The sequence below is a fragment of the Mesorhizobium sp. P2_C7 genome, from assembly GCF_056404515.1.
The window spans coordinates 21156-42581 of record NZ_JBFUDW010000011.1 but is presented as its reverse complement, the minus strand read 5'-3'; the positions used below and the strand labels follow the sequence as shown (position 1 = coordinate 42581).

The 21426-nt window shown below is 60.7% G+C and carries 21 protein-coding genes; 5 read left to right on the top strand and 16 right to left on the bottom strand.

The window, feature by feature from the left end; all coding sequences use genetic code 11:
- Positions 1 to 344 precede the first annotated feature (344 nt).
- The 4 genes from rpoH to AC1D2G_RS22080 all read right to left on the bottom strand — a co-directional run bounded on the left by rpoH (position 345) and on the right by AC1D2G_RS22080 (position 3923).
- The gene (gene rpoH / locus AC1D2G_RS22095) at positions 345 to 1235 is read right to left on the bottom strand and encodes an RNA polymerase sigma factor RpoH (protein WP_477228353.1); all 891 of its coding nucleotides are present in this window, start codon (positions 1233 to 1235) and stop codon (positions 345 to 347) included.
- Between the two features lie 136 nt (positions 1236 to 1371).
- Positions 1372 to 1746: a response regulator transcription factor gene (locus AC1D2G_RS22090; protein ID WP_457155772.1), complete on the bottom strand. Its 375-nt coding sequence runs from the start codon at positions 1744 to 1746 to the stop codon at positions 1372 to 1374.
- 117 nt (positions 1747 to 1863) lie between these two features.
- Complete coding sequence (locus tag AC1D2G_RS22085; protein WP_477416615.1) at positions 1864 to 2532, bottom strand: response regulator transcription factor; 669 nt, start codon at positions 2530 to 2532, stop codon at positions 1864 to 1866.
- Positions 2529 to 3923, bottom strand: coding sequence for a sensor histidine kinase (locus tag AC1D2G_RS22080; protein ID WP_477416613.1), 1395 nt, complete (start codon positions 3921 to 3923; stop codon positions 2529 to 2531). The genes AC1D2G_RS22085 and AC1D2G_RS22080 overlap by 4 nt, the downstream gene beginning before the upstream one ends.
- 522 nt (positions 3924 to 4445) lie before the next feature.
- On the opposite strand from AC1D2G_RS22080, the gene AC1D2G_RS22075 reads away from it, so the two are divergent.
- Positions 4446 to 5672 carry an oxalate decarboxylase family bicupin gene (locus AC1D2G_RS22075; RefSeq protein WP_477416611.1) on the top strand — a complete coding sequence of 409 codons (1227 nt, stop codon included), beginning with the start codon at positions 4446 to 4448 and terminating at the stop codon, positions 5670 to 5672.
- 164 nt (positions 5673 to 5836) lie between these two features.
- On the opposite strand, the gene AC1D2G_RS22070 is transcribed toward AC1D2G_RS22075, so the two are convergent.
- The 12 genes from AC1D2G_RS22070 to AC1D2G_RS22015 all read right to left on the bottom strand — a co-directional run bounded on the left by AC1D2G_RS22070 (position 5837) and on the right by AC1D2G_RS22015 (position 17382).
- A complete protein-coding gene (locus AC1D2G_RS22070; RefSeq protein ID WP_477416609.1) occupies positions 5837 to 6772 on the bottom strand; it encodes a malonate decarboxylase subunit epsilon in 936 nt (311 codons plus the stop codon).
- A 5-nt stretch (positions 6773 to 6777) separates the two neighbouring features.
- Positions 6778 to 7725: an AEC family transporter gene (locus tag AC1D2G_RS22065; protein WP_477416608.1), complete on the bottom strand. Its 948-nt coding sequence runs from the start codon at positions 7723 to 7725 to the stop codon at positions 6778 to 6780.
- Positions 7725 to 8612: a triphosphoribosyl-dephospho-CoA synthase MdcB gene (gene mdcB, locus AC1D2G_RS22060; protein ID WP_477416606.1), complete on the bottom strand. Its 888-nt coding sequence runs from the start codon at positions 8610 to 8612 to the stop codon at positions 7725 to 7727. The genes AC1D2G_RS22065 and mdcB overlap by 1 nt, the downstream gene beginning before the upstream one ends.
- Positions 8609 to 9367, bottom strand: coding sequence for a malonate decarboxylase holo-[acyl-carrier-protein] synthase (gene mdcG, locus AC1D2G_RS22055; protein WP_477416604.1), 759 nt, complete (start codon positions 9365 to 9367; stop codon positions 8609 to 8611). Before mdcG ends, mdcB begins: the two co-directional genes overlap by 4 nt.
- On the bottom strand, positions 9264 to 9986 hold the full coding sequence (gene mdcE, locus AC1D2G_RS22050; protein ID WP_477416602.1) for a biotin-independent malonate decarboxylase subunit gamma: 723 nt from the start codon (positions 9984 to 9986) through the stop codon (positions 9264 to 9266). Before mdcE ends, mdcG begins: the two co-directional genes overlap by 104 nt.
- Entirely contained in the window at positions 9973 to 10917 is a 945-nt protein-coding gene (locus tag AC1D2G_RS22045; protein WP_477416600.1) for a biotin-independent malonate decarboxylase subunit beta, read from the bottom strand. The genes mdcE and AC1D2G_RS22045 overlap by 14 nt, the downstream gene beginning before the upstream one ends.
- Complete coding sequence (mdcC, locus tag AC1D2G_RS22040) at positions 10914 to 11231, bottom strand: malonate decarboxylase acyl carrier protein (protein WP_477285288.1); 318 nt, start codon at positions 11229 to 11231, stop codon at positions 10914 to 10916. Before mdcC ends, AC1D2G_RS22045 begins: the two co-directional genes overlap by 4 nt.
- A 14-nt stretch (positions 11232 to 11245) precedes the next feature.
- A complete protein-coding gene (gene mdcA / locus AC1D2G_RS22035; RefSeq protein ID WP_477416598.1) occupies positions 11246 to 12892 on the bottom strand; it encodes a malonate decarboxylase subunit alpha in 1647 nt (548 codons plus the stop codon).
- A 242-nt stretch (positions 12893 to 13134) separates the two neighbouring features.
- A complete protein-coding gene (locus tag AC1D2G_RS22030; RefSeq protein WP_477416596.1) occupies positions 13135 to 14313 on the bottom strand; it encodes an NAD(P)/FAD-dependent oxidoreductase in 1179 nt (392 codons plus the stop codon).
- Entirely contained in the window at positions 14292 to 15029 is a 738-nt protein-coding gene (locus tag AC1D2G_RS22025) for a methyltransferase domain-containing protein (protein WP_477416594.1), read from the bottom strand. Before AC1D2G_RS22025 ends, AC1D2G_RS22030 begins: the two co-directional genes overlap by 22 nt.
- A 1-nt stretch (position 15030) precedes the next feature.
- The gene (locus AC1D2G_RS22020; protein ID WP_477416592.1) at positions 15031 to 16113 is read right to left on the bottom strand and encodes a type III polyketide synthase; all 1083 of its coding nucleotides are present in this window, start codon (positions 16111 to 16113) and stop codon (positions 15031 to 15033) included.
- A 300-nt stretch (positions 16114 to 16413) separates the two neighbouring features.
- Positions 16414 to 17382, bottom strand: coding sequence for an HAD family hydrolase (locus tag AC1D2G_RS22015; protein ID WP_477416817.1), 969 nt, complete (start codon positions 17380 to 17382; stop codon positions 16414 to 16416).
- Positions 17383 to 17905: 523 nt separating this feature from the next.
- Here AC1D2G_RS22015 and AC1D2G_RS22010 point away from each other — a divergent pair.
- The 4 genes from AC1D2G_RS22010 to AC1D2G_RS21995 all read left to right on the top strand — a co-directional run bounded on the left by AC1D2G_RS22010 (position 17906) and on the right by AC1D2G_RS21995 (position 21361).
- Positions 17906 to 18166 (top strand): hypothetical protein, encoded by a 261-nt coding sequence (locus AC1D2G_RS22010; RefSeq protein ID WP_095089145.1) that lies wholly within the window; start codon positions 17906 to 17908, stop codon positions 18164 to 18166.
- 124 nt (positions 18167 to 18290) lie between these two features.
- Positions 18291 to 19127 carry a transporter family protein gene (locus AC1D2G_RS22005; protein ID WP_477416590.1) on the top strand — a complete coding sequence of 279 codons (837 nt, stop codon included), beginning with the start codon at positions 18291 to 18293 and terminating at the stop codon, positions 19125 to 19127.
- 34 nt (positions 19128 to 19161) lie between these two features.
- Positions 19162 to 20121 (top strand): SphA family protein, encoded by a 960-nt coding sequence (locus tag AC1D2G_RS22000; protein WP_477416588.1) that lies wholly within the window; start codon positions 19162 to 19164, stop codon positions 20119 to 20121.
- Positions 20122 to 20149: 28 nt separating this feature from the next.
- Complete coding sequence (locus AC1D2G_RS21995; RefSeq protein WP_477416586.1) at positions 20150 to 21361, top strand: alpha/beta hydrolase; 1212 nt, start codon at positions 20150 to 20152, stop codon at positions 21359 to 21361.
- Positions 21362 to 21426 lie beyond the last annotated feature (65 nt).

Below are 21426 nucleotides of genomic sequence, written 5' to 3'. Positions count from 1 at the left end.
CCAGCATTGCGCCCATGACGATCGTCGCCAAGAATGATGTTGATCTTTTCATAATACGCTCCTGTAGTTGAAGCTTTCTTAGTTACTGAAAGCAATATTAATATAGATACGGGAGACGCTCTTCAGCATGATACGCTTGTTTGATTTTTGTATATCTTATAACTACAAACAATCTCTCTTGATTGCATGGGAAGCCGTCAGTGCGCTCTTCGGGCAGTCCTTCGCGACCTAGGATGCAAGGTGTCCTGCGCACTTTTGGGCGACAGGAATTTGGTGCCGGCTTGATTGGCATTGCTCAGCGCCGATTTGCGCTCCGCAGCCGACCCCTCTCCCGTCGTGTCATTTCACACCGACAGCGACCTGGGGGCGTCCCGTTTCGCATAGGTAACCTTCACTGCGTTTTGCAATTTTTCGAAGGCGCGCATCTCAATCTGGCGCACACGCTCGCGCGAAACGCCGAATTCGCTGGAGAGATCTGCCAGACTCCTCGGATCATCCGCAAGACGACGCGCCTCGAGGATGCGCCGTTCGCGTGTGTTGAGCACGCCAAGCGAGTCGATCAGCGCCCTGTGCCGGCCGGAAGCTTCCTCGAACTGAACGAACTTGTACTCCTGGCTGTCCTCGCCCTCGACCAGCAAATCCTGCCATTGGCCCTCAGCCTGGCCTCGCAGGGGCGCATTGAGCGACCTGTCCCCGTCCATGCGACTGTTCATGTAAACAACTTCTTGCTCCGTCACGCCAAGGTTGCTTGCGATGAATTCCACGTGCTCTGGACGCAGGTCACCGTCGTCCAGTGCCGAGAGACGAGCCTTGAGTCGCCGCAAGTTGAAGAACAGCTTTTTTTGATTGGGGGTCGTACCGACCTTCACCAGTGACCAGGAGCGCAGGACATATTCGCGAATGGACGCCTTGATCCACCAGATCGCATAGGTAGCCAAACGAAAGCCGCGCTCCGGTTCGAAGCGATTGACCGCCTTGATCAGGCCGATGCTGCCCTCTGATATCACCTCTGACATCGGCAGCCCGTACCCACGATAGCGCATGGCAATTTTGGCAACGAGGCGAAGATGCGACAACACCAGTTGGTGAGCGGCCTCCGGATCGTTGTCGTCGCGCCAGCGTTTTGCCAGCGCTTGTTCCTGCCCAAGCGTCAGCATGGGGAGATGTTTGATCTCGCCGAGATAACGGCGAAGCCCGTCTTCGTTTGCCAAATTTGTTATTGCTGCGCGCGCCATGAAGCACTCCTTGCCTACCTCGCAGGGGATCAATAGTTTCTCGACGCCCATAGACGTTCGATGTTGGCTTCTCTGTTCAGCGCTGCCGCTGCTTGCGGCGTTGTTCGCCTGAAGCGCGAAGGTGCATCAGGTGCTGCTAACGCGCGTCATGAAGCGCAGAATCGATACAGTTGATCATTGCCTGGCTGTCCAACGGCTTGCCGAAGAAGCCGATGGCGCCCGTTTCCCGAGCGCGTTTGCGGACACGCTCCTCTGGATAGGCGGTGATCAAAATTGTCGGTATGTGATAGCCATGTTCGATCAAATGATCCTGCAGTTCTATTCCTGTCATTCCGGGCATCTGGATATCGCAGATCAGGCACGACGTAGTTTCCAGATTAGATGACATCAGGAACTCCTCGGCCGATTCGAATGCAAATGCGATGAAACCCAACGATCTGACGAGGCTTGCAGTGGCAAGTCGAACGGACTCATCGTCATCGACGATCGAGATCATCGCGCTGCGGGTCAATTCACTATTCCTCCGTGCTTGCCGATGACCCAAACATTGCTGCTTCAACGACTGTTTCTCGGCGAGATATTGCACCCGCGCTTGCGAAAGCGAAAGTTATACAGAGGTGTAACAAGCTTATTTACCGGGAGCGTCTATCCCCAGGGCGCCGGCCATCTTCACCAGGTCGGCCAGAGTTCTGGCGCCCATTTTCTTCATCAGGCGACCGCGGTGGATTTTCACCGTGATTTCACTGAGTTGCATCTCGCCAGCGATTTGCTTGTTCATCAATCCAGTCGCGACAAATGCCATCACCTGGCGTTCCCGAGGGGTCAGGGTGCTCAGAAGGCTCTGCAGCTCCGACAGCGCCCGGTCTTTGTCTCGCCGTTGCCTGTCGCGCTCCAGAGCGCCGGCGACTGCATCCAGAATATCCTGATCTCGGAAGGGCTTGGTGAGGAAATCGACCGCTCCGGCCTTCATGGCTCGCACGGACATGGGAATGTCGCCGTGACCGGTCATGAAAATGATCGGCAAGTGAATGCCTGCCTTGCTCAATTGCGTTTGAAATTCGAGTCCGCTCACCTCCGGCAGCCGGATATCGAGCACAAGGCAGCTTGGACCGTCGGGAAGCCGACTGTTCAGCAGTTCGGGAGCAGAACCGAAAAGCTCGACACGCGTTCCAACAGATCGGAAGAGGCTGCTTAAAGCTTCACGCAACGACGGATCGTCGTCCACGACCAGAACAGTCGGAGGCATGGCGCCGTTGCCGACTTGTGGTTGAGAGGAAGAGGCGGKGCGTTGGATCATGAGCCGGCATCCTTTTCGACGCGTGGCAGAGAAAATTGGAATATCGCGCCGCCGCCTGGATTGGGCTCGATCCACACACGGCCTCCATGTGACTCGACGATCGACCGGCAGATCGACAGTCCCATGCCCAATCCCTCTGCCTTGGTGGTGAAGAAGGCCTTGAACAACTGACGCGCACTATCGGGATCGATGCCTGGTCCCGTATCCTGGACCCTCACATTTGCCTGGTTCGATTCATCGATCGAAGTCGTAACGAGAATTTCGCGCAAGTCGCTGTTGCCAGAGGCCATTGCCTGAATCGCGTTGATCAAAAGATTGATCAGGAGCTGTTGAAGCTGGATACGGTCCCCAAGTGCGGGCAGCGCCTGGTTGGCTAGATTCAGTTTCAGGGTGATGCGATTTGCAACGAACTCACGATGCACCAACGTGAGCGATTCGTTGACGATCTCGTTCACGTCGACAAGCGCCATCTGGATGTCGCCCTTCTTGGACAACGCCCGGATTCGATGGACAATATCGCTGGCGCGTTGGGCGTCAGCGATGCTCCGCTTGACCGCGCTGCGGACCTCATCCAGATCGGGCTTGTCTCGATCCATCCATCGCAGGCACGCCTCGCCGTTCATAACGATGCCGGCAAGCGGCTGATTGACCTCGTGCGCGATCGAGGCCGTCAATTCACCCAATGTGGTGAGGCGTGTCACATGGGCGAGTTCCGCCTGGGCCTTCAGGACCTCGGTTTCGGCTCGCCTGCGCTCTGATATGTCCGTATTCGTTTCGAGAACCGCCAACGGTCTGCCGTCGGCATCCGTCTTCAGCGACCACCGGCTGGAAACGACAACGACGGATCCGTCGCGTTTCGTGTGCAAGAGCTCACCTTCCCAGCGGTTGGAGCTGAGCAGTTCCCGATTGATCTCGTCGAGCCTGGCTGGAAAGACCGTCTGCAGGAGTTGATGGGTGGACTTTCCCGCCGTGTGTTCGGCCGACCAGCCGTAAATGGCTTCTGCACCACGATTCCAATAGGAGATCAGACCGCCCATGCTGCGAACGAAAATCGCGTCATGCGTCAAATCGAGCAGTTGGGCCTTTTCGGATAGATCGGTCGAGGTCGACTGGTTTTTGAGCACCAGAAGGGCGGTAATGACAATGGTCGCGATGCTCATGACGCAGCGGCTGAGGGCGCCACCACTGGCTTCGTGTCCGTGAACAAGCCAGAAGCTCAGCACGGTGAGCCCAACACAGGCGAGAGAACACAAGACGATGCCACGCCTGCGAAACGCGGTGGACGCAAGCAAAACAACGACCACATAGAGGACCGAGACAGATCCCGCAAATGGATCAAGAGTATCGACAGCGAATATTCCGGCGGCAAGAAGGTTGGCAAGAGGCGCCACCAGCCGCGAATTGCTCGATGTTCGCGGAAATAGTCTATGCCGCATAAGATCTTTGCCCAGCTTCTGGTCGACGCTTGCGTGCTGATCGACCTCCGTGTCGCACCGATGTCCAGGTCCACCTTAAGCAGCGAAAACCTTTCTGCTTGTTCGAAATTGCGGTCGTCGGTGCCTGATTGCACCTTTGTCACGGCAAGCGCGCCGCGAACCAATGCTGGGGATCGAGCGACCCGTCAGCGGCACAGGCTTGAGAGCAAGCGTACAGCATCCTATCCGGCGGAAAGCATGCAGGCAAAACCCAACGCCCAAGCTCTGGCAGCGACACGATGGGTATGACGACACAGGCTCGGGTGAGCCACGGCCACGATCATCGTGCGATTCAGCTATACCATGCGTCAACAGGAAAGACCTCGTCAGCGCCCGATCAATATCGTGTGCCGTGCGTGCCAAGCGGACACTCATGCGGTCCGTGGCCGAACCAATTCGCGCAGTCGAGAAGCCCACCGCAGCAAGGAATGAAGCAAAATGAGCATAGCCACCGATAAGATATCCCGTCGAACCATGTTGGCTGCGACAGCTGCTGGCGGCTTGCTCACGACGGCGACACTGGCCCAGGCGCAAAACGGTGACCCGCTAGCCAACGGCCGCGGCGGCACCAACCCCGGTCCGATGAATCCTTCCCGAATAGCCCAGAATCCGGACCTGATGATCCCACCGAGCACGGATGCGGGCAGCCTGCCGAACCTGCGTTTCTCGTTCGACGATGCCCATATCCGACTGTCTGGCGGCGGCTGGACCCGACAGGTGACCGCACGCGAGCTCGGCGTCTCCAAGGACATTGCCGGCGTGAACATGCGCCTGAATGCCGGCGGCGTGCGCGAGTTGCATTGGCACAAGGCCGCCGAGTGGGCCTATGTCCTCTACGGGAAAGCACGCATCACGGCAGTCGATGCCAATGGCCACAATTTCGTCGACGACGTCGGCGCGGGTGACCTTTGGTATTTCCCGCCGGGCATTCCACATTCGATCCAGGGCCTTGATCCAGACGGGACGGAATTCTTGCTGGTGTTCGATGACGGCGACTTCGACGAGGATAACACCTTCCTGCTGAGCGACTTTCTGAAGCACACTCCTCCCGAAGTGCTCGCCAAGAATTTCGGCGTTCCGGCATCGAGTCTTGCGAACGTCCCCGATCCCAGCGAGCTTTACATGTTTCCCGCGCCGGTTCCGGGGCCGCTCAGCGCAGACAAGATCGCGGGCGCGGTCGAGGTCCCGCTGAGCTTCAGCCACCGCATGACGGCACAGGCTCCGATGAGGATGAAACACGGAACGGTGCGAATTACCGACAGCGCCGTGTTTCCTGTTTCCAAGGCAATCGCGGCGGCCCTTGTCGAGGTCGAACCGGGAGGGATGCGCGAGCTGCATTGGCATCCGAATACAAACGAATGGCAGTACTACATCCAGGGCCAGGCCCGCATGGGTGTGTTCGCGGCGTCGGGCGAGTCCCGAACATTCGATTTCCAGGCCAACGACGTCGGCTACGTACCCTTCGCCATGGGGCACTACATCGAGAACACAGGCAATACGACGCTGCGATATTTGGAGGTATTCAAGAGCACCTACTTCGCCGATGTGTCACTAAATCAGTGGCTCGCCCTCACACCGCCGGAATTGGTCCGCGTCAGTTTGCGCGCCGACCCGCAGTTTCTGCAGGCCTTGCGTAAGGGGAAGTCGCCCATCGTGCCGACCTAAAGCGCGTCGCGTTGAACGGATCCGATCGACGCATCGTCCCAAAACCGCTGCGCACCCCGGTTCGAGAGCGAGCGTATGCTTTTGTGGTCCCTGCAAGTTGATGGCGAGGTAGCCGCCCGGCACCGTCAAAATAGCTGCGCGGGGGCACACCGACGTCTCGATATTCACTTGCTTGAGTGATCTTTAAGCCAAGCGTAAGCGCCTTGGAGAGTTCTGAAGTCTTCCAGGCTTCGTGCTGGGATGTCGCGATACGCGCCGCCTGCCATTTCGCTCAACGCACGCCCGGGTCCGAGTTCGAGGAAGGCCGTTGCACCGGCTTCAATGCAACCCTGCAGGCAATCGGCCCATTGCACCGTTTGAGATATTTGCGCCGCCAGCTTGTCGAAACCTGCCATGGTGTCGATGACAGGAGATCCGTCGACTCCGCTCAAGACACGCGCGCCGTCAGTCGGAGAGCGCATCAGGCGAAGATGGCGCAGGCTCGCGCGAAACGCGGCAGACGCCCCGGCGAGTCGTCTCGTATGGGAAGCAACCTCCACAGGTAACTCGACAACCCTGGCTCCGTCCGCCTTCGCTTCGCCGGCAAGGGCTTCCAAAGTCGCGCGGCTCCCGCCGAGGACGAAGGCGTTACCCGGATTGACGATAGCAATTGCGGCATTGTGCCGTTCGCATAGTCTCTCGATGGATTTGCGGGAAAGGCCACGGACGAAAAGCAGCCCGTCTCCACCGGGGGAAGCAGCGTCCATGGCTTCCGCGCGACGCGCGACGAGGTCCAGCGTGTCGGTGGCGCTGAACAGACCTGCAACACCCCAAGCCGCCACTTCGCCGACGCTATAGCCGGCGACGGTCGGCCGGTCGGGCAGCATGTCCCGCAGCGCCGCCGCGGCTGCCAGCGCCTGCAGCGAGCAGAGGATCTGGCCAATGCGGTTGCGGTGCAGGGCGTCGCCGGATCCGGTCCGCACGATCTCGCGCGGATCCCTGTCGCCGAGCAACGTTGCGGCATGGGCAAATAGACCGGCAGCTTGCGGCGCATCGGCGGTCAGGGCGAACATGTCCGGATGCTGCCGCCCCTGTCCGGAGCAGAGAATTGCAAGGACCATCGCCGCTATGGAAACATAATGGCGATGGCGATCGCCATCGTCACGATGCTCACAATGGTGCTGCCAATGACCATGGAGCCGACCGTCGAAGAGTCGAGCCGATAGCTCACGGCGAAAAAGATGCCGAAGAACCCTGCCGGCAGGGCAGCGAACAGGATCGCCGTCCTGGCGATCTCAAAGGGAACCGGTAGCAGGAGCACGATCGCGACCATCAGGAGAGGTCGAACGATGTCGGCCGATGCGGTCGCGCCCACGATCTTCCAGTTGAACTCGAACGATTGAGCCGACAAGACCAAGCCGGTCAGGAACAGCGCTACGCCGGCTGCGGCCTGCCCTATCACCATCAGACAGGCTTCGATGACAGGATTGAGCGTCACGCTGCATAGCGAGAGCAGGATTCCAAGCGCGGGGCCGATAACAATGGGTTTTGTCAGTGCGCGCCTCAGCGCATCGAACATCGGCGCTCCTGGCGTCTTGACGGCGCCGTCCTCCTTCAGGCTGCCCATTTCGGCGACAACCAATGTGATCGGAGTGACCAGGATCGAACCCGCGGCCATGGCAACGGCGACCGAGACCGGCCCCGTCGCTCCGAGCAGCGAGGATGCAATCGGAAGTCCGACACCGCCAAGGTTTGGGAAGGCAACGGTCAGAGCCTGTACCGACGCGCCCACCTTGCCCGTCGCCAGGAAAAGCCGCGCGATGGAGTACCAGGCAAGATACATCAGCAGCATGACCCCGCCGAAAATGGCGAAGAGCGGCGCCTGGACAAGCAGTTCGCCACGTGGGGCCGAAGCGGTCGCCGCGAACAGCGATGCCGGCAGCGCGAAGCTCATGACGAGCGTGTTGAAGCCGTCGACATGATGGTTTTCGACGATGCCGAATCTTCCGGCTCCATAGCCGAGGGCCATCACGAAAAAGACCGGGGCGAGCGCCAGCAGGATTGTATTGGCCATCAGGCAAGCATCCTTTCCTGCGCGTCGACGAACAGGGTCATGGCAAGGAGGTCCGCTGAGCCCCCGGGACTGAGCCGACGGGCAACGAAGCTCTTATGCACAAAATGGGCGCGGTCTCGCCAGCCGGGTGCGCCGACGCCGCCCTGGTCGAGAAAGCGGCGCGCGGCTCGACGCGCAAAGCCGAGACCGGAGAGGCCGCCGCGGTGCAGCAGAGTGGTGTCCTCGACAACCGCAATGAGCGCGAAACATGTTTCGATACGCTGGGCTTCGGCGTCGTCGGGAGCCTCAAGGACGCTCTTTCGCAGGGTGGGCAGGCCGACATGATAAATGCTGGGGAATCCGAGGGCAGCCTCGATCCGCGCACCACCCGCGCCGAAGCGGCGACGGGCCAACTGACCGTGGCTCTGCGGAACCATCGGTCCTTCGAATATGCCGCGGGCCCACAGCCGCAGGACCACAGTTCCCAACGACAGCGTGGGATCCACCTGCCCGCCGATCCTGGCGCCGGCGGCCGCGCATAGCAGGCCCAATCCGAATATGGCGCCGCGATGGGTGTTGACCCCCGACGTCGCCGCAAGCATAGCTGCCTCGGCATCGAGACCGATTTCCCTCAAGGCGACCATCGCGCGGCCGGCGGCGCCTGCTTCCGCCAAAGCCTGGAAGTACGGCCCGATGGCCGCGGCGCTGGCGCGAAATGTGCCGGCATCCATGTCTTCATGGCTGCCGGAATCGATGTGGCTTACAAGGCCCGGCTTGGGCCACGTCTCCAGCTCGTCGAGAAGGCAACGCACCGCGCTCGCGGCGATGGCCTCGGCATCCGGAAAACGTGGTACCAGCACCTTTGACGCAAGCGGCCGCTCCGTGCCGAAAGCAAGGGCGACGGTCACGATGGCATCCCTTCAGAAAGAAAAAGCTGAGCGTCGAGCAACGCCACATCGCTGACGGTCTTGACCAGAACCTCGCGCGGGCCGGCGTGAAGCTCCCGCCAGTTCGCGGCCGCGCCGTCATGGCGGATCAGCTCACCATCCAGCCGCATCGGCGCGGCCGCCTCGATCCGCGCCAGATCGGCGGTCAGGCGGCTAAGATCCGTGTCGCGATTGACCTGCAGCAGGAGGTCGAGATCGGAGCGGTCGGTCAGATAGTCCAATCCTGTGACGACAGCCAAGGCAAGGCTGCCGAACACCCTGGCTTCCACACGATGCCGTGAGGCGAGATCCTCAAGCTTGGCGAGCGTGGGTCGCCAGGCGCGTGGCGCCGACGGGCCGGCGGAGCGCAGCGAGGGCGGCGGAGACGTCGACAGGATATCCTCGTGCCGCATCAGAAACGAAAATCGCTTCTTTCCGGCGAAGTACGGCAGCGCAAGGCCCAAAGGCACGCCATGACCCTCACCCGGCATGGCACGTCGTCTAATGAGCGGCCAGCCTCTATCGACCCAACATGAGACGAGCGCGTTCGCGGCGACATCGCTGCGTGTCAGCAACAGCGAATGCCACGCCGCCGGCCCGACGAATATCAGATCGTGACGCCGCATCGGCAGTTCACAGAGCTTGAAGTGCGAGTTCACGGACGCGCTCCGCGATGGCGTATGCCTTCGGCCGACCGCCGCGCTCCAAGCCGAGCGCATCTCGGCGGTCGCGCGCATCCGGCATGTTCGCCAGAAGTGTGTCCAGCTGCTCAGCCAGCGGGGTGGCCTCGTCCCAGGTGAGATGAACCGCGCCTGTCTGAGCAAGATTTCGCAAGCCCGGAGCAAACACCGGCGTGGACTTCGCCTTTTCCTGCAAAACCTCGATCGACAACTTCGTCACCCTGGCCATGGATGGCAGATCCATCACCGCCGGATCGGCGGACGGCAGCCCTAACAGCACGCGGGTGGCCAGCGCCGTGGCGAGAAGGGCGCCGGCTGCGGAGTGGCCGTAGAGAAGACCGATGGCGGGTCGCCCGTGCATATCCGCATAGATGAGGGACTTGGCGAGATGAGCTAGGAACTCGTTCAAACCCAAAAGCTCGTCCCGCTTGCTCATGCGCTGGCTGTCACTGTCCGCCAGGACGAGGATCGGGGCGTTTCCGCTTTCAACCGACGCCAGGACGTAGTTCGAAAGGCGGATGGCCTCGTCCACGCCGAGCGCGGTCCGGTCCGCGACGCCGATGACGAGCGCCCGGCCACCCGATCGCAGTGCGCCCGAACCAGACAGAACTCCGCCGCTGTTTTTCACGTCGTGGCCGTCGGGAAACAGCGAGGCGAGAATGTCATCGAGCGTCACGGCTGGACCTCCGGACTTTGTCAGCGAGAGCAATGAATTGGTCCGCGGGCAGCGCAGGAATGGAAACGGCGTCAGGAATACCCTCTGCCGTCCAGATATCGACCGCATCCGGACAGGCGCCGAAGCGCTGCAACCGATCTTCAAGGCGGGATTGCTCGGCCTTCAAAGTGTCGATGCCGAAGGCACGGATTGAACTGAGCAGCTCCAGCGCGGCGTCGCGAAAGTCCTGGACAGTATCATCGACGAAAACTTCGGCGCCGCCGAGGAGCCGGCGATGCTTGCCGCCCATGGTCCGCCAGACCAGCGCACGGTCACGGGAGTCGAACTCCTCGACACCGCGATTGGTCTCGATCACCTCGGGACCAGACACCGAAATGCGACCCTGCTCGGAGACCGCCAACGCCGAACAGCAGCCAGCGATTAAACCGCCGCCGCCATAGCATCCGGACCGGCCGCCGATCAGCCCGATCACTTTCACACCCGCGGTTCGCGCCTCGATCACTGCGCGCATGATTTCGGCAATGGCAAGCTCGCCTGCATTGGCCTCCTGCAGGCGCACGCCACCCGTATCGAACAGGATCAGCACCGGAACAGACCCAATATCGCGCGCGGCGCGCAACAGGCCGGTCAGCTTCGCACCGTGAACTTCGCCGAAAGCACCGCCCATGAAACGGCCCTCCTGTGCTGCGACAAACACCGGCGAACCGTCGAGCCTGCCGAGTCCCACAACGATGCCATCGTCGAACTGCTCGGGAAGATCGAAGAGCTTGAGATGCGGACTGACCTCGCGCTTCTCCGGTCCGATGAACTCGACAACGCTTCCGGGATCGAGCAGCAGCCGGACCCGTGTCCGCGCCGAGGACTCGTACCAGCTTGCGGTGCGATCCAGTTCCACCGAAGACTTGGTCCTCTGTGTGTGAGAGGCGCTCATTGGTCGTCCTCCTCCATCAGCCGGGCCGCTTGCGCCAGCCTAAGGGACACGGTGTCGGGACGCGCTCCGCCGTCATTGATGGAGAACCGGAGCCCGCCAGGCGAATAGCCTTTGACGAAGTCTGCGATCACGGCATCCCACACTTCGCCGAAGCCCGCCGCAGCAGTCCTGATCTCCACCAGGCATTCGGAGTCGGGCAGCACGCGTTCGGCCAGAACTTCGAGATTGCCGGACGCAACAACGCCGATGACGGCCAATTTCCTCGTGCCGGCCCCCCGCTGGCGGGTGGTGTGGCGGAAGCTCAGGTCCTCCATGGCGGCTGTCCTTCTCACCAGTTGCGGAATCTTGAGGGCGGCGCGTAGAGCCCGCCCGACCAATGGACAAGATCCTTGATGGAGCGCGCTGCCAGCATGCTCCGGTCGGCGTCGAACGGATTGATACCGATGTCTTCAGGACGGCGGATGGCACCGCGCTCGCGCAGATGCTGGACCATCTTAGCGTCGCGGCCACGGCCGACGTCGGTGTATCCCGCCACCCCGCGGATCGCCTGCTCGCGCTCCCTGGCATCACGACAGAGCAGCAGATTGGCGATGCCTTCCTCGGTGACGATGTGCGTTACGTCGTCGCCGTAGATCATCACCGGCGCCAGCTCGAGATTCAGCCTTTCGGCGAGTTCCAGAGCATCGAGCCTCTCGACAAACAGCGGCACGTTCTTTTCGCCGAAGGTCTCGCCGATCTGCACGACCAGCTTGCGGCCACGGCGCAGCAGCGTTGAACCCTCGGGATCGGCTTCCCTGCCGGCCTGCAGCCAGGGCTCGCTCGGATGTCGCCGCCCGCGCGCATCAGAGCCCATGTTCGGCGCCCCGCCAAAGCCGGCGATGCGCGACGTGGTGACGGTGGAGGAATTGCCCTGAAGATCGATCTGCAGCGTCGAGCCTATGAACATGTCACAGGCATAGAGTCCGGCCGTCTGGCAGAAGGCCCGGTTAGAACGCAGCGAACCGTCGGACCCGGTAAAGAAGACGTCGGATCGGGCGCGGATGTACTCATCCATCCCGACCTCGGAACCGAAGCAGTGGATCTGCTCGACCCAGCCGGATTCGATGGCCGGGATCAACGCAGGGTGAGGGTTTAGCGCGAAATGGCTCGCCACCTTGCCCTTCAGTCCGAGTTTCTCGCCATAGGTCGGCAAGAGGAGTTCGATCGCGGCGGTGTTGAAGCCGATCCCGTGGTTCAATCGCTTGACGCCATAGGGCGCGTAGATGCCCTTGATCGCCAGAATGCCGGTCAGGATCTGCGACTCGGTGATAGCAGCGGGATCGCGCGTGAACAGCGGTTCGACGAAGAACGGCTTGTCGGCCTCGACAACGAAATGCACCCGGTCCCCCGGTATGTCGACGCGCGGAATCTTGTCGACGATCTCGTTCACTTGGGCGATAACGACGCCGTTCTTGAAGGCTGTGGCCTCCACGACGGTCGGCGTATCTTCGGTGTTAGGCCCGGTGTAGAGGTTGCCGTCACGATCGGCGCTGACTGCAGCGATCAGCGCGACGTTCGGCGTGAGGTCGATGAAATAGCGCGCGAATAGCTCGAGATAAGTGTGGACCGCACCGAGCTCGATCTTGCCGCCGAACAGCATCTTCGCAATGCGCGCCGACTGTGGGCCGGAATAGGCATAGTCGAGCTTCTTCGCCACGCCGCGGTCGAATAGGTCGAGATGCTCCGGCAGCACGACGCCGGACTGCACCATGTGCAGGTCACGCACCTTGGCTGGATCGACAGCAAGGAGGGCGGCGCAGAGCAGATCGGCCTGCTTCTGGTTGTCACCCTCGAGGCAGACGCGATCGCCAGGGCGGACCACCGCTTCCATCAGTTTGGTGGCGTCGCGCGCATCGACGACCTTGCCCTTTGCCAGCCTCGCGCCGGCTTGGATACGGGCGTCGCGCGCTTCCCGGCCACGCTGCCAGGTCGTCATCGTCTTTGCTCCTCCAGCAGGCTCCGGATTGCTGGCCGAAATTAGTCGCGGAGCTCCCTGGAGTATTTCCTCAAGCAACCATGTTTTCGACTTCGCACGCTACCGAACCCGGCAATTGCATGACAGCTCGAACGTTGTCCGGTTCCTCCACTTCGCAACCGTCTTCTGATCGATGCCGCAGCGCTTGGCGACAGGGCTGAAGGCCGATCAAAAGCATGCCATTGTTAGCCGGAGTGGAGCGATCACCGTGGAACTGGCAGCGCTTTCGTCTTGCCAGAAAGTCTGGCTCCGATCGCCAGACTTTCGGGAAACCAACTGACGAAAGCCCTCATCGCCGCAGCGGATTGAGGGAGGGCTGCAATGCGTGCCAACACGGTGGCGGTGCGAATGCGGGTTGCGAATTGTCTGTTCCAGGCCTTTGAGTAGCGACTGCCGGCGACAACGCGCGCCTCGCGATCCCATCGGTCGAACCTGGCCAATTCGGCGGCCAACAGCCAGCCCGACTGCAAGGCCATGGAGATGCCTTCGGCGATGATGGGATGGGACTCGCCGGCAATGTTGCCGACCCGAAATATGTCGTCGGCAAAACGCGGACGAATGCCAGGGCGTATAGGCCCAGCGGCCAGCCATTCGCCATCGAGCGTTGCGCTGCCGATGGCGGAAACCGTACCCGGACAGGATGCCATGATGTGCGCGTGAACGGCTTGGCCTGCCGACAAGGCACCACTTTTCTCACGCAACCTGGCCAATACGTCGCGCCTTATGCAGCAGGACAGCGACATCCTGTCCTGGTCCGTCCACACCATGCCGCCATAGCCGCCCGGAAACACCAGGAGAGGCATGAGGTCTCGGGCGAGCGAAGCTCCTTTGAAATGAGCCTTGAAGCCAAACAGATCGTGGGGCGCACTGCTTTTTGGGAGGTTGGTTGAAAGCTTTCCCTGCTCCCAAGAGCCATGCGCGGCTATCACGACTGGCGCAGCGAGAACCTTCTGATCGTCTTTGCCGCTGATCCGGACCGCGGCGTTCTCTCCATCGCTGATGATCGTCACCGCACGGCAAGGCTGAAAAACATCGGCTCCGGCATGGCGGGCGGCGTCCAAAAGGATGCCATCCAGAACGTCGCGTCCAAGTGCACGCCCAAAAGCGTCTCCTGCCGCCCGGGGCATGCCCGCGTCTATGCCCGGGCCCGACGCAAACAATGCTACTCGCCTGACTTCCGGGCCTGCCTTGGCGCGAATCGCAGCGCCCGCCCCCAAACGGTCCAACAGCTCCAGATTGACTGCCGACATGAACTCGCCGCAGACTTTTCGGCGCGGGAATTCGCTTCGTTCGATGATGGCAACCGCGCGCCCCTGGCCGCACAAAGCCAAGGCCACCGACGCGCCACTTGGCCCGGCACCTATGACAATGGCATCGTACATCGCGGGAGCGCTTCCTTGGGGATGACGCTGAAAGCGTGGGTAAACGGGCCAATCCTGCGTTCTTCACACTGCTGGCTGGAACCCGATGGCCACAGACTGGAAAGTTCATTGTCCGCGAACCCCGCGCGGACGCTCGCTGCTGCATCGTGCATGGTCACCTCGTTTGCGCCAATGATGCGTAAGAGCGAGCACATTCTCAAGGCACTGGTGTTTCGGCTTGGCTCGGTGGCGAGGAACACCGGTGCCCGTGAACGGAGCGCTGCAAACAGAACCTTCAAGTCCGCATCGGAAAAATGGTGGAGGAACAGATTGGCCGAGACAACGTCGTACGCGCCGGCGCCGGGCTGTGCGATCCAGTCAAAGACGTCATCGGTGACGGTTTCAACTCGCCATCCGAGTGCGGTGAAGTCCGCGCGCCGTTTGTCTGAGATGAGGTTGACCTGGTCAAGCATGACCAGATCCACGTCGGTCCAACTCCGGGCCAAACGTTTTGCAACCGAGAGCATGAATGCCCCGTCGCCGGAGCCGAGTTCCAGAATCCTAGTAGGTCTTTTGCGCACGTTCGCCTTGAAGAGACCGGCCATGATCGCGCTCTGAAACATCAGCGCGTTTATCCAAACGAGGTCGCGCCGGGAGCCGATTGCCCTTGGATCGTCGGGGGGCAGGATATCGAGCAGTTCCGGCTCGATCCGACGGCGGTCGAGATCTTTGGCCAACTCAGGCATTGCCGGCCGTATGGAACATCATCGTCTCCGCCGTCAGGCCGGGTCCGAATGCCATGGCACAACCCATGCGGTCTTCCGTGAACCCGCGCAGCATTCGCTCAAGCACGAACATGACCGTGGCTGAAGACATGTTTCCGTTTTCGCGAAGGACCTCGCGCGACATCGACAAAGCACAGGGATGGAGATTCAGCGCGCGCTCCACGGCATCGAGTATCGAGCGCCCGCCTGGGTGGACAGCCCAAAGATCAACGCTTCCGACGCTGCTGGCTCCCAGAATGCTGGCGATACCTGCGGCGAGCACACCTTGAATTGCGCCAGGGACTTGTCCCGACAAAACCATGTCGAAACCGTCGTCGCGAATGCCCCAGGTCATCAGGTCGCGGCTGTCGGCGGCGACGATCGCGTGAAAACTATCCATGCCGATCCCGAATGGGCGGGCAGTCACCGACGCGGCCGCGCAACCGTCACCCCAGAGGCAGAAGGACAGCAGTTTTTCGAGATCGCTGGTCTCCCTGAGATGGAGCGTACAGAGTTCAATACAGACGATTACAACGTGAGCCTCGGGTTCGGACCGGATGATGTGCCGTGCTAGCTTGAGCGCGTTGATTGCCGCGTAGCATCCCATGAAGCCGATGATCGTGCGCTCAACGGTGGTCGGCAAATTGCATCGAGCAATTATCTCCAGATCGATACCTGGGGCGGAGAAACCGGTGCACGTTGTCACGATCAAATGCGTGACGCTCGTCCTGTCCTTATCCTGGAGGAGCCGCTCCACGGCTTGCTGGGCCAGAACCGGCGCAGCGGCAGCAAACATCTCCATGCGTGTCGCCGTTCCTGGAAATGCACCCCGCTTGAAAACGCCCGCCATATCCACACTCGGACCCTCGGGATCGTCTGCAGGCGCAAAGCACGAATAGCGATGCTCGATCCCGCCCTTGTCCGCCATGCGATTGAAAATCGCGCGGCGACGCGGGTCTGCCGTCAACTGAGAGCCAGCAAACTGCAGGAAGAACCTGTGAACGCTGTGGTCAGGGACGGCCGTCGCAATTCGGTTGATGAAAGCTTGAGCGCACATTTTCTTCCTTGGCTTGCCGCCGCAAGCCTGTGGTCACCGAGGAAAGCGCCACGTGTTGGAGGCTCGCAGCGGATCTGCGCCTTCGACGGCAATGGCAAACTCTATTGTGGTAAACGCTCAGAACAGGAAAAGCTTCCCTTGGACCCCTGCCTTCGCCAAATTTCAGGCCCATGCGGTTGGACCGCAACCGAAACCTCGCTGGACAACGAAAGTTTTGCGCCGCTTGCCCACAAGCACCGTGAAGCCCGGCAGGTTGGTGAGTGCGCGATGTTCAATCTGGCTCGACGCAGCCCGCGCCTTTCAGGAGGGGAAGACCAATTTCCAGTCCTGCTTCATGTCCACGACGGTCCAGCGTTCCTTCATCGCTTCGTCCCAAGCTTTGTCGAGCTTTCCGACTGAGGATTTGCGATCGTACGCATATTCACGATCGGCGTCGGTATGATGCACGATCCCCATGAACCGCGCGCCGCTTCCAGCGGCGGTCCATTGCAACATCTCCAGATCGCCGTCGGAATTACCGAACGCAAAGATGGGTCGGCGGCCTATGAACTTGTTGATGCCGACAGGTTTGCCCGGTCCGTCGTCGACGAAATCGATCTTGGCTTCCTTGATCAAGGCCGGCTTGCCGTCGGCACCCACCACGTATTTGGTTGCTCCCGATGACCCGACGACCCTCTCCGGCGGGATGCCGTAGACGGCTTCCATCCAGGGACGCATGAAATCGATACCGCCGCCCGACACCACAAATATCTTGAAGTCGTTTTGCCGCAAGAACTCCAGCAATTCCAACATCGGCTGGTAAACAAGTTCGGTATAGGCACGATGGTAGCGGGGATGACGCGCCGTCCTGGTCCAGTTGATGACCGCGCTGTTGAATTCGTCGGTTGTCATGCCGGCGTGCGTCACAGCCAGGATCTTGAATATTCCCTGCTCGCCCGAGCGAACCAGACCTGACACGTCGTTTGACAGGACAGATTTGAACGGTTCCTGCGTCTGCCACTCCGGATGGGTTGGGGCGAGCTGCTTCACTTGGTCCAATGCGAAGGCGAGTTGCGAGTAGATCGGCTGTTCGCACCAGAGCGTTCCGTCATTGTCGAAAACAGCGATACGCTCGTTGGCCATGACGAAATCCTGGCCGTCCGGCGTCGTGACCTTTGCAACGAAGTCCATGATCGAAGCTTTGGCGGGCCCCTCATGCCACGAAGCGAGAGGCGCAGCTTGAGCACGCGCGGACACGACGCTGGAAAGCGGCAGGCTGGTGGCCAGCATGCCGGCGAGCACCTTGCGTCTGTCCATGGCCGGACTCATCTATCGAACCACGACTTAGACGTGCACGCCGCCTGTTCTTGCATAATAGATCCTAGACAGGGCATCGCGAACTCCAACGGTTTGGTGTGTCGCGCCGCCACGGACTTCAACCTGCGAAGTCGATGACTGCGGTTTGGATGCGCTGGTTGGTGAGAGGATGCAGGCCTCGGACAGGCCTAATTCGATTGATCGAGCGCGTCAGGCAGTCAGAATAGGAGCTGGCCTTGCAGGCACAAGACTTGGCGGCCGCACATACCGATACGAAACGGTAACAGCCCACCGATTGAACCGATGGGAGCGCCGCTGGAGCTTATGCCGGTCGCTTGGTAGCAGCCAAATCGCGCCGTCGAACGCCAAGGCGGTGACGCTTGCAGGCCCCGGACAGAACCCGGCTGTAACAGTAAAGTGCTGGCGCGCCTCCCCTCACTGTGACGATGCTTGTTGGAATGCTTCCGCACGAGGTCATTCACTCGGTTTGAAACATATGGCCATGCCTTCCGAAACCGCCCACGACCGTCGGGGCTTGCTAAGGCTCATGTTGAAGATGCCGGCCTTGCGCGGCACGCTTCAAATCCTCAGCGCGACGAATTCCGATCTGCTCGGCCTGTGCGGCGCCTACGAGGATGCCAGCACGGCCCTTGAGCGCTTGAGAAAGGAAAGAGGAAACGCGAACCGCGCCGCGATTGCTGAATACGAAGAGCTTTGCACCGATCTGGAGACCGACATTATCCGCATGTGCCAGTGACACCCGGCGGCACGTGAGCGTGTCCGGCCTTTGTAACTGTAACGTACTTCGCTTTCCAGCATTCCGATTCAATTGTGCGACGCGCCGAAAGCTTCGGGCGCGCAGCAGAGGGTCGTGACCAGGGATGTTCATGGGACGCGTTCGCCCTGGCGTAGGTGCATTCCCGCTGACTGGCACCTTCCGCCCTCAGGGGCCTGAAGCAGCAGCTCCACCGTCCGCCTCAAAGTCTGTTTCGGTACCCCTTGTCAGCGGCGCCGAGGCCCAGGAGGCCAAGGATACTTCGGGGACGAACCCTGCCGTGCTGACAAGGACCCTGTCATTCTCGAACGAGTATCGATTCCTGCCGGGGGACGAGTACTACGATATTACGAATGTCCGTTACACCGAGCCGTTCTTCGACGGAAAGGCTTCGGTTCGTCTGACCTTGCCGCTCGATCCAACCAATCTGAGTGGCGACGACGAATTCGGCCTCGGCGACATTGCGGCGAAGTTCAGTTGGATCCCCTATTTGAGCAGGCGGCAGGCATTCATTCTCAGCACCGAGATTTATGCGCCGACCGCCTCCGAGGATGTGCTCGGCACCGGCAAATGGGTCGCGGCGCCGGGACTGACCTGGGCCTATTTTGCCAGTCCGGAGGTCATCATCGCCCCCGCCTACGTCCAAAATTTTTCATTCGCCGGCGACGGCGACCGAGCCAACGTCAATCGCGGCGATTTCGATCTCTACGTCGTCTACAAACCTCATGCCAAACGCTGGTGGCTGACGTCGGACTTGACCGCAAGTTACGATTTCGAAGCCAAGACATCACCCATGTCCTGGGAGGTTGCCTTGGGCTTCAATCTGGGCAAACTGGCAAACGGCGGCGCCATCAATGGCTACATCAGGCCAGGTATCGGCATCGGCAACGACCGGCCCTACGACTACAACATGGAGGTCGGCGTTTCGTTGGTCAGTTTTTAGCGACCAATGAGACCTTGGTACAGAGAGGGAGACGATGACTGAAGCAAGATCATCTGCCTGGCTATTTACCGCGACAGCTGTTCTTGTGGCATTCGCTCCCACAGGACAAGCAAATGCGACCGAGGCCGTTGCCGGACGCTATATCCCCGGCGCCTTCGCGAGTCCCGGTGCGGGTATTGTGCCGCCCACGCCGGGCGCCGGCTATTGGGCAATGTCCAACATCTACTACCATGGCGAAGCAGATGGCCAGGTTCCATTCGGCAAAGGCTCGGTCGCGGTGGGTCTCACCGGCGATATTTATGCCGCGATTCTGGCAGGGGTTTACGTGCCCGAGTTGCACTTGCCAGGAAACTGGACCTACGCCGTCCAGCTTGCCGTCCCCCTGGGCTGGACCGGGGCCACTGCCGCGGTCGGCCCGCTGGGGGCGGATCAGCATGTCACCGGGCTCGGCGACATCGCTTTCGCGCCGCTCGTGTTTGGGTGGCACAACGATGCCATGAACACCTGGCTGTCGGCATCCCTGACGATCACCGCACCGACCGGCGAATGGAAGGAAGGGGACCTTGCCTTCATCGGCCTCAACTACTGGACGTTCACGCCGGCGATCGGATTCACCTATCTCATCCCGCAACACGGGCTGGACCTTTCCGCCAAATTCGGCGTGGACATCAACACCACGAACCCGGACACCGATTACTACAGCGGTGCGATGGCCCACCTCGATCTTTCGGTCACAAAGGCCGTAACGGAGAACCTGTCCGTGGGGGCGATCGCGGGCTTCCTGGACCAAATCGAAGACGATCGGGGCGCGTTCGCCGACACCCACGATGGATTCAGGGGCCGCTCGATCGCGCTCGGGCCGCTGGTCAAATACAAGGCCAAGTTCGGAGAGAAAACCGAGGTCGATTTCACCTTGAGGTGGGCCCATGAGGTCGAGGTCGAAAACCGCATGAAGGGCGACGCGGTATTCTTCGACATTTCCGGGAAATTCTGAGCGGCGGGACAAAACCAAGTGCTAGTCAATGTGCAAGCGGGTTAGCAAAATTGTCGCGGCTTTGTGCCTGCTCACGCTGACGGCGTGCGGAGGGGGGCCTGAAGGCGTTCTGGCGCCGGTAGCCGCGAATATGCGCTCGGCGTCGGCATCTGATGTAACGATGTTGGTGGCGACCAGCCGCAAACCTTCGGGCGATCCTGCAACGCTGTTCACGGGCGAGCGCAGCCCGACACTTTCCTTGACCGACCTGACCATTTCAATTCCGCCGAACCGTGTATCCGGCACGGTCGAGTGGCCGAAAAAGCTGCCGCCAAATCCCCAAAAGGAATTCGCGGTCGTCGCCGCGAAGAACCTTTCAATCCCGCAAGCCGGCGACTGGCTGCACTCTCACAATCCGAGCGGTCATGTGCTCGTCTTCGTCCATGGCTTCAACAACCGCTATGAGGATTCTGTTTTTCGCTTCGCCCAATTTGTCCATGACTCGGGGGCGAAGGTCACGCCCATTCTCTTCACCTGGCCATCGCGCGCGAGCGTCCTGGATTACAATTACGACAAGGAAAGCACCAACTTTTCCCGCACCGCCTTCGAGCGAGCATTGAAGGCTTTGGCCAATGATCGCACCGTCACGGACATTACCGTCATGGCCCATTCGATGGGAACCTGGCTCGCCATGGAGGGGCTGAGGCAAATGGCCCTGCAGGACGGCCAGGTCTCTCCCAAGATCAGGAATGTAGTTCTTGCATCTCCCGACCTTGATGTGGATGTCTTCGGTCGCCAGTGGACAGAACTCGGGCCCAAGAAGCCGAAATTCACCATCATGATCTCGCGCGACGACCGGGCGCTTGCGATCTCGCGTCTGATTTCAGGCGATGTCGACCGGGTGGGCCAAATTGATCCGTCAAAAGAGCCGTACAAGTCGAAGCTGCAAGCGGCGGGAATAACGGTCATCGACCTGACCAATGTAAAGACGGACGATCGCTTGAATCACAGCAAGTTTGCCGAGAGTCCTGAAATCGTGGCGTTGCTGGGATCTCAACTGGCCTCCGGCCAGATCCTGACCGACTCGAGAACGGGCCTTGGCGACGGACTGGGCATGATGATTGCGGGCACGGTGGGGACGGTCGGCAAGGTCGCGGCAACGACGGTCACCGCTCCCATTGCGATGATGGAGGGAAAGGGGAAAACCCCGGCACCCGATCAGCTCGGAACGATCCTGAAGGCCGATCCGACGGCGGAGTGATCGGAGGCTCTGCCTGAACAATCAGAAATCCAGCAGTTCGGCCCTTCCCGCACGTATCGTTACCG